The sequence below is a fragment of the Lentilactobacillus kisonensis DSM 19906 = JCM 15041 genome, from assembly GCF_001434135.1.
Taxonomy (GTDB): domain Bacteria; phylum Bacillota; class Bacilli; order Lactobacillales; family Lactobacillaceae; genus Lentilactobacillus; species Lentilactobacillus kisonensis.
Genome location: NZ_AZEB01000011.1, coordinates 67,329 through 82,829 on the forward strand (window position 1 = coordinate 67,329; position 15,501 = coordinate 82,829).

Annotated in this window: 18 protein-coding genes, 3 tRNA genes and 1 pseudogene; 4 read left to right on the top strand and 18 right to left on the bottom strand. The window is 37.8% G+C overall.

The genetic code is table 11. From position 1 onward, the window contains the following. Positions 1-139 precede the first annotated feature (139 nt). The 11 genes and pseudogenes from FC98_RS07315 to FC98_RS07355 all read right to left on the bottom strand — a co-directional run bounded on the left by FC98_RS07315 (position 140) and on the right by FC98_RS07355 (position 8,295). Positions 140-595 carry a zinc ribbon domain-containing protein gene (locus FC98_RS07315; protein WP_008857002.1) on the bottom strand — a complete coding sequence of 152 codons (456 nt, stop codon included), beginning with the start codon at positions 593-595 and terminating at the stop codon, positions 140-142. Between the two features lie 20 nt (positions 596-615). Continuing rightward, complete coding sequence (locus tag FC98_RS07320) at positions 616-1,260, bottom strand: zinc-ribbon domain-containing protein (RefSeq protein ID WP_056949383.1); 645 nt, start codon at positions 1,258-1,260, stop codon at positions 616-618. Positions 1,261-1,284: 24 nt separating this feature from the next. Then, the gene (locus FC98_RS07325; RefSeq protein WP_056949384.1) at positions 1,285-2,742 is read right to left on the bottom strand and encodes a zinc ribbon domain-containing protein; all 1,458 of its coding nucleotides are present in this window, start codon (positions 2,740-2,742) and stop codon (positions 1,285-1,287) included. A gap of 237 nt (positions 2,743-2,979) precedes the next feature. After that, positions 2,980-3,951, bottom strand: a complete 972-nt coding sequence (locus FC98_RS07330; RefSeq protein ID WP_008857005.1) for an Ig-like domain-containing protein — start codon at positions 3,949-3,951, stop codon at positions 2,980-2,982. Positions 3,952-4,105: 154 nt separating this feature from the next. Further along, positions 4,106-4,642: a hypothetical protein gene (locus FC98_RS07335; protein WP_054655431.1), complete on the bottom strand. Its 537-nt coding sequence runs from the start codon at positions 4,640-4,642 to the stop codon at positions 4,106-4,108. Positions 4,643-4,884: 242 nt separating this feature from the next. Then, positions 4,885-5,049 (bottom strand): hypothetical protein, encoded by a 165-nt coding sequence (locus FC98_RS14680; protein ID WP_008857008.1) that lies wholly within the window; start codon positions 5,047-5,049, stop codon positions 4,885-4,887. Between the two features lie 42 nt (positions 5,050-5,091). Beyond that, positions 5,092-5,772 (bottom strand): zinc ribbon domain-containing protein, encoded by a 681-nt coding sequence (locus tag FC98_RS07340; protein ID WP_008857009.1) that lies wholly within the window; start codon positions 5,770-5,772, stop codon positions 5,092-5,094. A gap of 369 nt (positions 5,773-6,141) precedes the next feature. Further along, positions 6,142-6,261 (bottom strand): annotated as a pseudogene (locus FC98_RS15170) (zinc-ribbon domain-containing protein); the annotation flags it as partial. A 106-nt stretch (positions 6,262-6,367) separates the two neighbouring features. Beyond that, positions 6,368-6,733 (bottom strand): hypothetical protein, encoded by a 366-nt coding sequence (locus FC98_RS07350; RefSeq protein WP_008857011.1) that lies wholly within the window; start codon positions 6,731-6,733, stop codon positions 6,368-6,370. Positions 6,734-6,901: 168 nt separating this feature from the next. Beyond that, a complete protein-coding gene (locus tag FC98_RS15400) occupies positions 6,902-7,039 on the bottom strand; it encodes a zinc ribbon domain-containing protein (protein WP_162254959.1) in 138 nt (45 codons plus the stop codon). A 74-nt stretch (positions 7,040-7,113) separates the two neighbouring features. After that, the gene (locus FC98_RS07355; RefSeq protein ID WP_056949385.1) at positions 7,114-8,295 is read right to left on the bottom strand and encodes a hypothetical protein; all 1,182 of its coding nucleotides are present in this window, start codon (positions 8,293-8,295) and stop codon (positions 7,114-7,116) included. A gap of 191 nt (positions 8,296-8,486) precedes the next feature. Here FC98_RS07355 and FC98_RS07360 point away from each other — a divergent pair, with 191 nt between their 5' ends. Continuing rightward, a complete protein-coding gene (locus FC98_RS07360; RefSeq protein ID WP_008857014.1) occupies positions 8,487-8,834 on the top strand; it encodes a helix-turn-helix domain-containing protein in 348 nt (115 codons plus the stop codon). Between the two features lie 769 nt (positions 8,835-9,603). On the opposite strand, the gene FC98_RS07365 is transcribed toward FC98_RS07360, so the two are convergent. The 6 genes from FC98_RS07365 to FC98_RS07390 form a co-directional block, all read right to left on the bottom strand. After that, a tRNA-Gln gene (locus tag FC98_RS07365) sits at positions 9,604-9,675 on the bottom strand. Positions 9,676-9,684: 9 nt separating this feature from the next. Further along, positions 9,685-9,767, bottom strand: a tRNA-Tyr gene (locus tag FC98_RS07370). Positions 9,768-9,838: 71 nt separating this feature from the next. Next, the gene (locus FC98_RS07375) at positions 9,839-10,660 is read right to left on the bottom strand and encodes a metallophosphoesterase (RefSeq protein ID WP_054655441.1); all 822 of its coding nucleotides are present in this window, start codon (positions 10,658-10,660) and stop codon (positions 9,839-9,841) included. 64 nt (positions 10,661-10,724) lie between these two features. After that, positions 10,725-12,218 (bottom strand): peptide MFS transporter, encoded by a 1,494-nt coding sequence (locus FC98_RS07380; RefSeq protein ID WP_056949387.1) that lies wholly within the window; start codon positions 12,216-12,218, stop codon positions 10,725-10,727. 209 nt (positions 12,219-12,427) lie between these two features. Next, positions 12,428-12,739 (bottom strand): PTS lactose/cellobiose transporter subunit IIA, encoded by a 312-nt coding sequence (locus tag FC98_RS07385; protein WP_056949389.1) that lies wholly within the window; start codon positions 12,737-12,739, stop codon positions 12,428-12,430. Further along, positions 12,739-13,056 (bottom strand): PTS sugar transporter subunit IIB, encoded by a 318-nt coding sequence (locus FC98_RS07390; RefSeq protein ID WP_008857019.1) that lies wholly within the window; start codon positions 13,054-13,056, stop codon positions 12,739-12,741. Before FC98_RS07390 ends, FC98_RS07385 begins: the two co-directional genes overlap by 1 nt. A 750-nt stretch (positions 13,057-13,806) precedes the next feature. On the opposite strand from FC98_RS07390, the gene FC98_RS07395 reads away from it, so the two are divergent. The 3 genes from FC98_RS07395 (at position 13,807) to FC98_RS07405 (ending at position 15,200) form a co-directional block, all read left to right on the top strand. Then, on the top strand, positions 13,807-14,040 hold the full coding sequence (locus tag FC98_RS07395; protein WP_008857020.1) for a hypothetical protein: 234 nt from the start codon (positions 13,807-13,809) through the stop codon (positions 14,038-14,040). 139 nt (positions 14,041-14,179) lie between these two features. Beyond that, the gene (locus FC98_RS15175; protein ID WP_008857022.1) at positions 14,180-14,428 is read left to right on the top strand and encodes an Arm DNA-binding domain-containing protein; all 249 of its coding nucleotides are present in this window, start codon (positions 14,180-14,182) and stop codon (positions 14,426-14,428) included. A 103-nt stretch (positions 14,429-14,531) separates the two neighbouring features. Continuing rightward, complete coding sequence (locus FC98_RS07405) at positions 14,532-15,200, top strand: site-specific integrase (RefSeq protein ID WP_054655445.1); 669 nt, start codon at positions 14,532-14,534, stop codon at positions 15,198-15,200. Between the two features lie 145 nt (positions 15,201-15,345). On the opposite strand, the gene FC98_RS07410 is transcribed toward FC98_RS07405, so the two are convergent. Further along, positions 15,346-15,418: transfer RNA gene (locus tag FC98_RS07410), tRNA-Thr, on the bottom strand. Positions 15,419-15,501 lie beyond the last annotated feature (83 nt).

Consider the following 15,501-nt stretch of genomic DNA (forward strand, 5'->3'; position numbering starts at 1 on the left):
AACAAAGCTCCGACAAACGGCAGATTCCTGCCATTTAACACAAAAAATGCAATCATTCCAGCCCAGGAATGATTGCATTTTTCTGTTAAATTCTGGGAGATAAACACCCATTCCCAGTTTCATCAGTTTCGAGTTACGACTAATTATGCTGATCAATTTTCTTGAAGCCATCTCCATATGCCACTAAATACATCGTTGTTCCATCAGCTTCAGGCACAAAAGATGAATTAATCGTTAGATTGGCAACACCACCAAATTCCAGACTAACTAAGGTACTGTACAAGTGTTTAGCCAACCTTTCAAATCCTAGCTGAATGCCTTGGGAAACTTTGACGGTTGCCTCAGCGTACACAGTATCCTCGAATTGGTTTCCAACCGGAATGTTGTCCTTAGTAATCAATATTCCGGTCGTTAGCGTGCGTTCTTTGTCAGTCAGGTCTAACTGGTCAAGAACTGTGCTAAACCTGCCACCATGCTTTATCAACGGCTTCTCATTAGCGGTAGTCAGTTTGTTACCACATTTTAGACAAAAATTGGCACTAACGTCATTACTGGTACCACACTTTGGGCATATCCGGTATACTTCACGCAGCATATTGCAGCCTCCAAACAGATTTAATAATAATCATCGTCATCATACGTATTGAATGTATTATTTAATTGATCATGACCATCACCGTCAATTTCTACAGAAATCCGATCATTATACTTTACATCGGTTACGGTGACGTCAACCGTTGTGTGATCACCATCATCATCTGAAACATCAGCATAACCACCATATTGATTACCACCGTAACTGGATGTTAACGTGACACTATCACACTCCGCATCTAAATCCCAATCATTTTGAATCATATCCGTCACAACGTCCACAGCACTATGGGATAACTCTTTCTCGGTTGCATCGATTTTGGCCTGCTTTTTCTTCTTAATACTTTCTTTGAGCTGCGAAGATTGAATCATCGCTTCTTTTCTTGCTTGAACCTGCTGCTTAGTAATAATTGAGCTGGCAATAGCGATGGTCACAATGATCAACACAACCGCCAGAATGCTACCAATAATCCAGTTTCGATGTTTAAAAAATTGATTGCCATCATTATCTTTTTTGCGGGAGCCGTGTGGCAGATCAGTGTGACTCTGATCATCTGACTGGTTCGTTGTCATCTCCACAAAGCGATGACCGCATTTAGGGCAGAACTTTGCGCTAGCTTTAACCTTCGCCCCGCACTGGGGACAAAATTTAAATTCATTATCCATTAGTCATCCTCCATCTACTAGCTCTTAGTAGTCTTTATCGTAATCACTAATCTTTTGAATCCCGGATGAGATTGAACTAATTTGTAACGGCTGATCGCTATCATCGTCGTTCTTTACAAGATTAGCAGTATATCGGAAAACTTGAACGTGATAATGGTTGCCCGTATCAAATTCATACTTCAAATCATAGGTAACGTCACTGCTGTTGTCAGAGCTCAACTTAATAGAATCAACAGTGGCCTTAATTTCAGTGCCGTCAATATCATCATCGTTGTAATAACCCTTACCCATTTTGACAAACCCGAGATAATTGGGATCAGACTCGCCGTCAACGAAAAACGAAGACAAATCATCCCCATCATCATCGGTAGCGTCATCGGTATCCCCGCCATTGCTTAATTCAGTAGCAGCATCACAGACATTATTTAATAACGTATCGGCGTCATCGTAACTAACTAATCCTTTGAATGGAAGGGTGACATCCGTATTGCTATTTTGGTCACTAATCACTCGAGTCTGGGATGAAATCGACTTCTTGCCATTTTGATAGATTCCCTGCACTTTGATTTCTTCCGTCCACGGAAAATCTTTGAATGCCATGACCCCACTAACGCCAATCTTTCCTTGATTCTTAGAATTAATAACCACTTCAGTTTCCTGCGGACCGTGAACATTGAATGAAACCGTCTTGAGGGTAAGTGGAATTTGCTGGTTATTACTATTTAAATGATACGTATTATTATTGGATAGTTCATGCCCGTTAATATTAGCTGAGCTGGCTAAATCATAACTTCCAGAAACGAGCGGCCCAATTTTCTTGGTAAATCGAGTTGAGTTAGATGTTGCAATCAACTTATCATCCTGTTTAAGCTTAGCATTCTTCTTATTAACCGTTAGTGACACATAGATTGGTTTCACCTGAACCTTGTATTCTGGAAAAATTAGGAATTTACGTCCACTTTGTTTGTAGACTAAACGATTGTTATCAAATTTACCGACCGTGCCCATTTGTGATTTAAAGGAAGCCAAAGTCTCTGGCTGGTCGCGTAAATATTTCACTAGAGGTTGTAAAGTGGTGTTATTGATCTTTAAAGTTGGATCATTCGTAGCAAAGTACGTATGCAAATCTGCTTGGTTATTTTTGGTCGCTTTAACAATTCTGCTCAACGTACTAGCTTTTGAATAGTAATGCTCGCCATACACAATCGTTCCCACAATCAAAACTAAAGCAACAACACCTGCCGTCAATAAAAGGTTTCGACGCTTTTGTTGCTTGGTACGCTGCTTCTTTTTAGTGCGGCTAAATCCCTTTTTTTGTTTTGATTTGCCACTTGCGGAAGCCATTTTCTGAATGTCGCCCTGCCTGTAAGCTGCCAAATTAAATCCACAATTAGGACAAAACTCATCGGTTGGCTTTATCTTAGTACCACAATTTGGGCAGAACAAAAGAACCTCCCCACCATCAGAATGTTGTGAATCCATACACATACCCTCCAAATATAATAAAATCTTAACTTTTATTTAATTGTACCATAAAGATTATTTGATAATGGTGTTATATTTTCAGTTATAGTTCAAAAGCATAACGAAAGCCTAAAATCTCAATAAGAATTTATGTATACACCCCTTGAAAGAGGGATGCTTTTTGTTTTTAAAAACATTATTTAAAACAGTAATTAGCAATTCCTAACTCAGTGGTCGCAGTATTAAGAGTAGAACCTATTCATTATATTTACCAATATAAAGATGACTCTCACCTAGCTCATCTTGGGTCTGTAAAATAACGTGATCCCCCGTTTTTAAAAATGTGTCTTCGTACCGATAGCCACCATAGTTATTAATTGAATAGAAATTATCATCTATGTCACTGGTTTGCTTAGCTTGCTCATCTGGTGTTTTATATTGTCCTTGAGAATAGATGAATTTCTCACCATTTGTGAACCATAGACCTGTAATAACCTGTTGTAGCGTATTCGTTTGTTTATAAGTAATGCCATCTTCGTCGTTATAATCAATTTGACTCCAAATGTCGTCAGAATTTGTCACATTGATATTGGAACCTTCACTCACGAGAACAGGTGTACTGATGGTCTTATCACCAAACTTAGTGGTTATCATCGTAACCCCGTCAGTTTGTGGCGTTACTTTGCCATCAGAAGAAACCGAAGCAACTTGCGGATTCGATGACGTCCAGCTAATTCCCTTTGACTTTGCTTTTTTTATGTTAAACATCGCCGTCAGTTTAAATGAGGTGCCCACAGGTGACACTTTGTAAGCCCCATCACCTACTTCATTTGGGTTATAAACTTTTTTGAGCTGAAGACCACGAACGGTAACATAATGAGTCACGTGAAAATTGTAACCAGCCTTATCTTTTACATGGTAAATAACCGCATATTTTCCAGGTTTACTCGAATCAACATGACTTTTATATGAAATTTTCACTTTATCTGGGGACGTATAGTAATACCGAACACCTTTGGTCGGATCAAAGGTCGCATTCTGAATAATAGACGAGTATTTAAATACCAATCTTGGTTTCGAAATTCGGTGACCACGTATCTTTTTCGTAGAAGAAGCATAAACAACTGAGGAACTGCTTAGTCCTCCAGGTGTGTTCAGAGAAAATGTCACTACAGAAAATGACCCAACTGTTAGTAATGCCGTTGCAATTAATGTTTTTACTTTCATTCGAATTCTCCTCATAATTTAAATCTTTTTGTTAGCTGTTTAAAGACTGGTGCGAAAGCCTATTTCAAAAAATTTGAAACATTGATTCTACATAAATTAACCCTAAAAAACTGATTGATAGTTATCAAGACTGATCCCTAAATCAAAATTACTCTTACGGCATCATTTGTTGATAATGAGCCGTCCCCCGATGAAATTTACCGACATAATGAGCCTTTCCCGGATAAACCGTATCTTTGATAACTTTCAAATGATTAAAGTCGTATAACTTTAATGTCCGATAATTGTGAGAAAGTGCAATACCATATTCAGTAACTTTCTTTGTTCCGGATGGTTGCATCGATCCCTCAACAAGATAATGACGTGAGGAAAGCTTTTCATACGCCAAATTATAGTACCCCTTAAACGCACCATAGGGGCCACTATTGTAGCTAGCAGTTCGATTCTTACTTAACATAAAGTCTTCAAGGTGGAACTGGGTATTCGTGACATACAGATTTCGGTACCAGTAATAGTTTCTGGCATCCCTTTGGCTTTTTGGTGTCCGGTAAAGGGGTGATACCCAATTATGGCGCAGAACTGCTGGCGCATGGTTATCGTAAACTTTAGCTGCAGCAGCTGGTGACTGACACGCAAGCGTGATTCCCAATCCCAAAACCAAGGTCCCTACTAAAAGGTTCAGCTTTTTCAATACAGAATCCCCCTTAACATTAACTAGTAACGATATAAATAACTACCAATTTTTATTTTGTTGTGATTAACGTACTGAATTGGCCCAAGCGTGTACCAACCACGCGTATTCGAATTTTCGTTTCGAAGGTCAAAATAACGCAACTCATATCGATATTTGCCCATGACTTTGTATTTAACGTGCGTTCGGGAATATGCTGTTGGAACGTAGCCTATCTTGCGATTCCAAGCAACATATGAGTGTTAATAAAAATGAAAACCATTATAAGCGTTTTTCCAAGTCCCCCTTAAAAACCGTGGAACGCCATTGTGCCAAGTTGCTGCATGTGTGTTACTTGAAGGATTAAGTGCCAATCCTAATCCAAATGATAACGTAACGAGCCCTAATCCCAACTGCCATTTTTTCATTTATGTAATCCCCCATTTAGATTTCCAATCCCTATCTTTAGACTACTTTTGACCATACATCTCGTAAAGTTTTTTACCATTTTCACCTTGCCAGGAATGACCTAGAATTAATTTGCCGATTTTAGCTTTAATCTCTCCCTTTGGTGATTTGACGTCCAAATGATAGTTCATCCCGACATTAGTAAACTTAATTGACGAAATGTCCGAAAAATTAACGAATGAATTTTGGCCGTTAAAATGTTGCGTCATCCCAATTCCCAAAAATAAAATGCCATCTTTCTCAAAGCTAATCATGTAATATTTACTGGTCAAGGCACCAATCGGCCCCAAAAGAACAATCGCGCCAGTACTAAAGAAATATCCATAAACGCAGATATTATCCGTCCTTGGATACCCCAACTGTCGACGGTAAGCATTCAAATTATCTAGGTTTAAGCAATTGCCAAAGTCCTTAGGGTCTATCTGATTGCTATTTGCAACGTTTGGTTGTTGAACAGATTGCGGTGGTATATTTTCTTTTGGTTGATCCGCTTGAACCGGCTCACCTGTTTCCTGATCGCCCAATGCTTGTTCACCCGACTTTTGCTCTAGTGGAGCTTCCACATTTGGATTCGACTCTGCTCGGGCTTTAAATTGTGGCTGTTCATAACCACAATTGGGACAATATTTCGCAGAAAATGCGATTTGTTGACCACAGTGAACACAATATTTCTGTTTTTCCAATTGTTTAATTCTCCTAACAAGAAAATTCCTGGCTTAATATCCGTAAACCACCAGCATAAGCGCCCAAATCAAATTAATAATTCCCGATACCAGCCCAATAATCGCAATCACCTTATTCGTGCCTTCAAGATGATGGGTCAAAGCGATAATTGAAAGAATGACCGCAATGAGCCCAAAAACCCCCATCGAACTTATGAACAACGAGATCGACCCCACAATGACGCCAGTTAGGGCAAATTTATCTAATGGGGCCTTACTATTATGGCTATCACGAATGTGAGTTTGATGCGTTGCGCCTTGTTGTGTCGCATTTTGATGACCCGGTTGAGTCTGAGTATGAGGCGTTACCGTTGTTTTAGGATTAAGATCAACGGCTTGTTGAGATGCTGGCGCTTGTTTTTGCTCTAAACCGGCCGTCAAGTCCGCCCCACAATTAGGACAAAATTGAACGTTGGCCGGTATCTTTTGTCCACAGTTGGGACAGAACATTGTTTTAGTTGATTCCTCACTATTGTTCAAAAGACGATCGCTCCTTAGTAATTATTGTTTGATTAACATTATGCCATCCCAAATTAGCTATCATTTTCAAAAAGGCTTAGTCGCTACCGAAATCATCAAAACCATCCCTCGTCCACCAATAGTCCTCCTCCGCATTAAGATCAACTTGATCCATTTCAGATTTGCTGAGTTGATGGTTATACACGTTGCCATTTTGATCTTTCTTAACGCCAACCCCGGCTTCGTAATATGAATCACCATTTGAAATCTTAATCAAATAGATGTAATGGTGTTTTAATTTGAAAACATAATTTTGACTCTTACTATTTTTCATTAAATAGATTTTGACATCATTTGACGTGCCGCCTTCACCTTCGCCAGCGGCCCTCATTGCCGAATCAAGGCCGGAATAACCGGCTAACAGGTCAATTTTGTTATGAGCATGATCGTAGACCCATGCCATTACGCTATCGGGAGACTTTAACCCTTTGGGAACCCACGGTTTGGTTATCCACAGACCAAGAAGAGCAATAACGACAAATGCAATTATTGCTCCTAGATATTTGTGTGGGTGTTTCTTTGGTGGGAACGGATTAGTGGAATGAATCTTAATGTTGTCCGAAGGTTTAGTTTATTTCGTATGGGCATTTTCTTCAGTGCTATTAGGGGTTAGTTCCCTTTGTTGTAATTTTGCGCCACAGTGGGAACAAAATCGATCCTTTACAGAGACAAGTTCCCCACAAACCGGACATTTGCTTTTCAGTTCCAATTGTGCCCCTCCATGAATTGGAAAAATGATTGCTTAATTCAATAGGTTAATCACAATCAAACCCTTTTCATTTTTTACTGCATACTATCTTGCAGTGCATTAATTTGGTCTAAAATAGTCTCTTGCTGCGCGTACAAATTATTTAGCGTAGGTTGGAGTTTTCCAGCTGTGCTATTTAACGTTGTAATCTGGCTCTGAAGATCATTTATTTGATCTTGAATACTACTTTCAGATTGCTGCTTTTCAGTTATCTGATCTTTGTATGCTTGCGGATCCCCATTAATCGTTTTAATAGCATTTTGGAGATCTTCTGTATGTTTCTTCCAGTCATCAATTTTTTGTTGCATAACAGTTACTTGATAGGCAAGCTCCTTATTCTGAGAATCTTTAGAAGCAGCGTCTTGAGCTGCCTGTAATTGACCTTCGTAAACAACCATTGTGGATTTGGCATGTGACCCATCTGGATCGTCTGTATAAATTGATAAAATGGCATTCATATTCTGAAGGTCATTAAAAATACTGGTCTTTTGTTTAAATAAGTTTTGCATTTGAGAATTCAAGTTTTGCGTTTGTGATCCTACATCTTGCAACTGCTTACTGGTTGCAGCAATCTGATCATTAACATCCTTCAATTGCCCTTGCAATTTCTCGATCTTCTTAGCAGTTGCTGGGTCAATTACCGGCCCATTATTATTGTTATTGGAAGGAGTCGAATTACCACCTGAAATCGTCACGTTAGACAAACCAGCAATTTGGTTCTTCAAACTGTTAATCTGACCATTTAGATCGTTGATTTTGTTTGTATTATCAATACTAGTTGTTGACGTACTGGTTGTATTTTGTAAAGTTGCCAATTCATTCTGAAGTTTATCCACTTGAGCTGATAAACTATCAATCTGTTTTTGGTAGTCGCTAGTCGTCTTCTTGACGGACTTTTTATTAACCTTCACCATGACCACTTTTTTGGCCTTACCATTTTTAGAAACGGTCAGTCGATAATGGAAGTTAGCGTGTAATTTATTCTTTAGCTTAAATTTAAATTGCCCATTTTTCTTCACGGTTCCCGCACCGTAAGTCTTCTTGTACCGGGTTAACTTAACCTGGGCATTGCTTAACGTCTTTCCTTGAATCGTCTTGGAATTGGTATAAAGTGGATTAACCTTGACATTAACTGCTCTTGCCCCCGCATTGATATTGCCAAACGCCATCAAAGCGACTGGTAGTGACAACGAACTTAATAATAGTTTTCTTTTCATAATCATAAATACCCCACAATAAAATAATTTAGTCAGTTAGTTCTAAAACAACCCGTTGCATGCTTTGCTAATAATAAATTGATTCTACTATTATTATAATGCTAGTTAAAAATAATTACTATATTAACTTATATAATAATCATTAATCCTTTAGTGTCCGTACTAAAGAAACATCAAAGGACTGTGATTATATGAGTGATATTAATGTCGGTAAAATAATTCAACAAAAACGAAAAGCCCTTGGGATCACCCAAGAAAAATTAGCAGAGCTTAGTAATCTTTCGGTAAATTACATATCAAAAATGGAGCGACTGGATGATCAAAATATCAGTTTAAAAAGTCTTGCGGCAATTGCAAAAGCATTGGATGCAACCATCCCAGAACTGCTTATTAAAACCCCATTTGAAGTTAACCAATCAGATTCAGCCAATCTGGAGACCAGACTGCTGGCAAAAAAGTTACAACTATTGCCACCATCGACACGTATTAAACTTATTCGATCATTTGAAAAGATTGTGGATACCTTTGTCGAGGCTTGAACGGTCAAATGGACAGGTTAATCTAGCAACTAATTTTACAGCCGGTTTCTAAATGGTCCACTACCATCGTTATTCATCATTAACACGCGACGAGCTGATGTCTTCAGATTTGTCATGACTATTGAACTAAATCAGCTTAAAATTCTTGGTTAGATTCGATGACTAACTATAACGACTTTTTGAAATAGTTTAGAAAATAATCGTCCTAAAAAGGAATTGAACTAACCCCTCGGAATTGAATTCTCTTCAGTTCCGGGGGGTTACCATGTTTTCTTATGAAATTAAAATAGCTATCGTTAAACAATAGCTAAGTAGCTTATCTATTTTCAACTTTTTCTTAGAATCATTTACCATTACGTGAGCACCATAATTCGGACAAATTTATGTCCCTGCTGGAATTCTTTGACCGAAGTTTAGACAGAGCATAATTGTCGTTGATTACACTAAAATCCTTCATAAGAAGCTACCTAATGTAACCATTTCATCCGAATCTAGAGTATTTTTCAAAGCTATTCAAGGAGAAGTTGACCGTTCATCCACGAAATCCACACATCAAGGATTAAACAAGGCAATGCCAAGCTAGTAGAATACTCAGAATTCTAAGATAAATCAATTGCAGCATCCACACGATGATTTGTAACTCACTCAAAAATGAATACCATTTTAGGAACAATCAGTGATATTAGAACCAATCAACAATAATTTTAGCCACAAAAAAAGTCGCCATACCAAGTAACTAAACTTGATGAAGCGACGAAAGGCGTAACGATTGGGCTAGCTGGGTTCGAACCAGCGCATCACGGGATCAAAACCCGTTGCCTTACCTCTTGGCTATAGCCCAAAAATAAAATGGAGGGGAGTGGATTCGAACCACCGAACCCGAAGGAGCGGATTTACAGTCCGCCGCGTTTAGCCAGACTTCGCTACCCCTCCAAAACGAGGTTTCCTATCAAACCAACGAGTATTATAATACAGAATTTTTTGCATATCGTCAAGCTCAATGTTCAAATTATTTGAATAAATTTGAGTTGATGCCGCCATTCAGTCATAAAATCGGTACTTTGCCACTCATTGTGGTGATGATTATGGTAACCAACCGCCCCATTATAGTACCAAGTTTGCCCAATTTTGACGGGATCATACCGATTGTGAATGTGACCAAAGACAACTGAATTAACTGCGTATTTTTCAATTAATGCCTGAAACCGGACACTCCCCATCATTGCATTTGCCATATTCCAGAAACGAAAATCATTAGTGTACCTAATAAATTTCCGGTTAGGAACGAAGTGGGTCACAACAATGACCCTCTTTGCCAATTTTTGGGCCGCTATGAGCTGTTTTTCGAGTTCTGCAATAACGATATCCTCCCGCTCAATATCGCTCATAGGCTGCTTAATTTGGCTATCTATCCAAAAAGTCTTCTTCCAGTGATAAAATGCCGATTCTGGTTTATCAACATTAGTTGCAAATGAGTAGTCATACCAGCCATTGATCCCGATAATTCGTATATTAGTGTTGGGAAGATCAACGAACCTATTATTGATGTAACCTGGCCAATTTCCCATTTCTAATTGCTCATAAGTGACGTTTCGAATCATATCATGGTTTCCAGCAATAAACAAAACGTTGGTATTAACTGCTTTTTCTTGCAAATTTTGTACATATTCGAGAGCCTTATTAAAATCATTAAATAAATCACCAGCAATTAGATAATAATCCACCTGTTGATCGATCAAATAACGCGCTTGCTGATCAATGACTTGGTTCACGTCAACCTTGTTAATATCTAAATGATTATCACTTGACGCAGCTATTTTTAGCATATTTTTTCTCCCATAATAAAAAATGCTATCCAAAAATAGGATAACACTTTTTGATTAATCAGAATTAGTTGACGCCTTCCATTAACCGTTTAATTGGTTTAACTAAGAAGATGAGGATGACCCCAGCAACAATTGCTACTAAGCCAACAATCATAAAGTAATTAACTTCATTGTCGGGCGTATAGTATTTAACAATTTGTGAGTTAACCGCCTGCCCAGCTGAATCGGCTAGGAACCACATACTCATCATCTGTGACTCAAAGGCCTTAGGAGCTAACTTGGTAGTAACTGAAAGCCCAATTGGTGAAATCAACAATTCAGCAACTTCAACAATCGCCCAGCTTCCAAGCAACCAAAGTGGACTAATCTTGACCGATGAACCAAAGAGCATGACCGGAACAGCCATGAAAAGGTATGATAAGCCGGCAATCCCGAGCCCTAACGAGAATTTAGATGGTGAACTTGGCTGTTTTTTACCAAGCTTAATCCATAACCAAGCAAAGAACGGCGTATACAGCATGATAAATAACGGATTTAATGACTGATACCAACCAGCAGGAATGTTGAAGACACCAAACAAATTATTATTAGTTTGATTTTCAGCAAACAGTGCCAGAACAACCGATCCCTGCTCTTCAATTGCCCAAAAGATCGCTGCAGCAATGAATAACGGAATGTAAGCAATGACTCGTGATCGTTCTGTGTCAGATATCTTCTTACTAGAAATAATAATGATAAAGTAAACGATTGGTGTTGCAATGGCAATCAAACTCAACAGACTAATAAATGAAGTGAGTGATAAACTGCCCATCACCTGCATCAATAACAGCACAAGCCCAAAGATAACAATCCCCAAGCCTATCTGAATAGATAACTTTTTAGCATCACTTGGTTCCAAAGGGTCACTTGGATAAAGGCTTGAGCTTGGTAAATGCTTTTTACCGCCGCGAATATATTGGAGAAGTCCGAAGAACATTCCAATAGCAGCCAATGAGAACCCAAGATGGAAATTAACGTTAAATCCAAGCCAGCTAACAAGTAACGGTGCTATGAATGAACCTAAGTTAATACCGAAAACAAAGATTGTAAATCCTGAATCACGGCGATTATCGTATTCAGTATATAGGCCACCAACCATTTCTGAGATATTGGGCTTTAATAAACCAGTACCAACCGTGATTAGTACAATCGAGGCAAATAACGCTGGGGATCCCATTGGCAGTGAAAGTGCTATATGTCCAAGCATAATCAAGACACCGCCATAAAACACAGTTCTTCGACTACCGAGAATTCGATCACTTACAAACCCACCAATCACTGACGTCAAGTAAACAAGTGATCCATAGATTGCCATGATAGATGCGGCTAATGACTGATCGAAGCCTAATCCACCCTTAGTAACACTAAAGTACATGTAGTAAAGAAGAATGGCACGCATCCCGTAGTAACTGAATCGTTCCCACATTTCAGTGAAGAACAGTGTCGACAGTCCACGTGGTTGGCCAAAGAACGAGTCATCCGCGCGTCTCTCTTGGTCTGTTTGATCATGTTGTTGCATGTAATACCCTCCAAAAAATAAATCTAATCCATTTTTAATATCTACTGCTGGGATTAGATTATTTATTATTAATAGCTCTTTAAAGCTTCAAAAATAAAAATCATAAGAACTATTATATTCCAGAACGGAAGGTAATTCAATGACCTCAAGGTATCAACATTAACCATTTCTTACTGGGCATTATTTTCACATCATTCAATTAGGATGAATCATTTTTTGCTCATTATTAGTGGTAGTAATTTTTTCAACAAAAAGTACATCGTTTCCGTATTCGTTAAAGTGTCCTGAGCATGAGTAAACAACACGGAGTACTGGAGACTATCTACATACTTAACTACTTTATTTTGCTCATTGTGGCCCTTAACCAGCCATTCATGTGCTTGGGCAAATTGTGTGCCTATTTGTTCCTTATCATATGTAGATATTGAAATATTGTCGACAGCTTTACTGAGAATCTTTTTTGCATTACCAGCATCAGTAAGTATTTGCATCGATAGTTGATTTAAATCATCAACGTTCATTAAACAGCCTTTGCTTCGTTAAATTGATTCAAAATAAATTTAACAAGCTTTTCGCCATTTGCCCAACCATATACTTCGTCAGGAATCGTCATTAGGCGGGCTCTGTCACCAATCATCTTAAGTTCTTTCTCATGATACGTTGCTTGGGGTGCAATTAAAACAAGATCCACCCCTTCATCCAAGTGCTTACCCGCATTTTCAAAATCGCTAGGAATTAAGTTAATCTCTGCTTGGTAATTCTCAATAAATAACTTGGCAGATTTAACTAAGAAATTACTTGAAATACCATCTTCACAAACCAATAAAATATTCTTCATTTTAAAAATCTCCTTAGCTTTAGATTACCTATACAGGATACCAAATTATTTGGTATACCACAAGTAGATTTTTAAAAATAACGTTTATTATTTCCTGATGTGATTGCATTTTATACGCAAATTTCTATATATACCAGTACCCATTAAATGTAATAGTCCAATTATTGATTTTGATAATTTTAACTCACTATCAAGATTACTTAACTTGGATGTTTTGGGGTGGATACCTACGACGCTGCCATTATTTATGCCTTCTAAGGAATAAATTGCATATAATAGGGTTAGCCGTTCAGAAATTCTCCAGATTAGCTTCTAAAGATCCAGAGCTCGCGAAGAATAATACTGGCTTGTAGTGGGTTTTTGTTCTGTCAATAGTGTAAAGTGCCCCCTTTATTACGACCAAATGGTTGATAGAAATTATCTATCGAACTGACTTAGATTAATCAAGCGCCGTTCTGTATAAGCTTCAACGTTACAAAAGTGGTTATGGTAACGATTATAATATTCCCGAATTAGAGATTTACAAAATACACATACCAGGTCCACACTTTCACAGCAAAATCGTTGGTAATGAAGTGACCGTAATACTTACCAAGATAACGTGGATTGGTGATAACTGCTTTTACATAAAATTTAGCACTACGAAAACGATAATGGTGATTGTTCAGATATCAAAAACATCACAAAGAAAAGTAGGCTATTACTAGCGCTAAAGCTGGAATTAGATATCTATTTGAAGGGGTGAGGTAAATGCTATTAATCGTTACTTTAATTTTTTTGGCTATTTTTCATTTAACCTACAAGTTTCTAACAAAGTGGGTTTGGACTCTTCTATTATTTGCAATCATTTATGACTTTGGTTTATGGATGGTTGAACACTGGCAGTTATCAATTGTAATTCTATGTATTTTGCTAGGGCTATATGATCATTTTGTTTATGCAAAACGCCATCATAGTAAAACTTTGTTTGGCATCAACAAATGAAAATATTGAGAAGACCTTATTTTGAAGAAAATACTGATGCTTTTAAGCGTTTCAGGATCCTTTTTATGCTTCTATCCCCTGTTTCGGCACAATTGTTGTATAAGGGTTACATTAAGCTAAATCAGTATCAGATTCCTTTATGGTAAGTATCAATAAACAAGGCAAATTATATCAAGTTCGATATTCATATAAAGATATTAATGACAGGCAATATACTAAAAATAAAAGTGGCTTTAGAACAAAACAGGATGCACAGTTATATGCATTGCAAGCCATTGTGGATGTGAATAACCGCTTAGCTCTTTCACTTAAACAAATGACTTTTGCTGAATACTTTGACTATTGGTATAAAACCTATAAAATGCAGTCACTGCAAAATGATTATTGATATTAAACGTCCAAATTAGGGTGTTCATCCGTTCTAGCCATACCTTAAGAACACTATTCTTGATGATTTAATTATCAAAGACTTTACTTACTAAGTTCAATTGGTGTTCAACAAGAATAAAGGCGAGCAAGTAGAATGTTTAAATATTAATGATATAAAAATGATCATCCGGTTTTTAACTAAAAATCATAATCGACATTTTACTAGTAAAGATATGATTTTAATTGTGTTGCTTACCGGTGCTCGGTTGGGCGAAATAATGGCTCTGACATGGGATGATATTAACTTCAACTTTAAAACGATCTCAATTAATAAAGCCTGGAACTATCATGAAGGTGGTGGATTTAAGGAAACCAAAACTAAAAGTTCTAACCGCACAATTCGAGTGGATCAACAGCTTTTAAATATTTTACGTGAGTTAAAGCAAAACGATAGCCAAATGGTGTTCACTGATCAATATGGTACTATTCCATCGTCAACAGCCGTAAATAAGGCACTTAGAACTGTTTTAAAGTCACTTGGTATAAATAGATGTGGCTTTCACTTCCACAGTCTTAGACACTCTCACGTGGCATATTTGCTGGCTAATCACATGGATATATATGCTATTTCAAAACGATTAGGCCACGCCGATGTTTCTACCACGATTAGAGTTTATGCTTATTTAATTGAAGAATATAAAGCCCAAACTGATAATCAAATTGAGGATTTACTTGATAATTTATTCGATAATTCACCTATACCAATTAGCCAAAAAACGGCCATAAATTGAGTTATCCAATATGGAGTGTGTACCAAGTGTGCACACTTTGTTTCAAATCTAGTGTTTTTTAACGTTTTTTCACAAGACAAAAAAATAGGAACGCTGCTATATCAACACTTAGCAACGCTCCTATTTCTTCTCTTGTGAACCAAAATGCCGACTGCAGGAGTCGAACCTGTGACCCTCGGTTTACGATACCGATGCTCTACCAACTGAGCTAAGTCGGCATTACTTTGTACACAAAAGTGCTAACAACTGAGTTAGCACTTCATGACAAAGCTCCGGCAGGCGGGCTCGAACCGTCGACAAC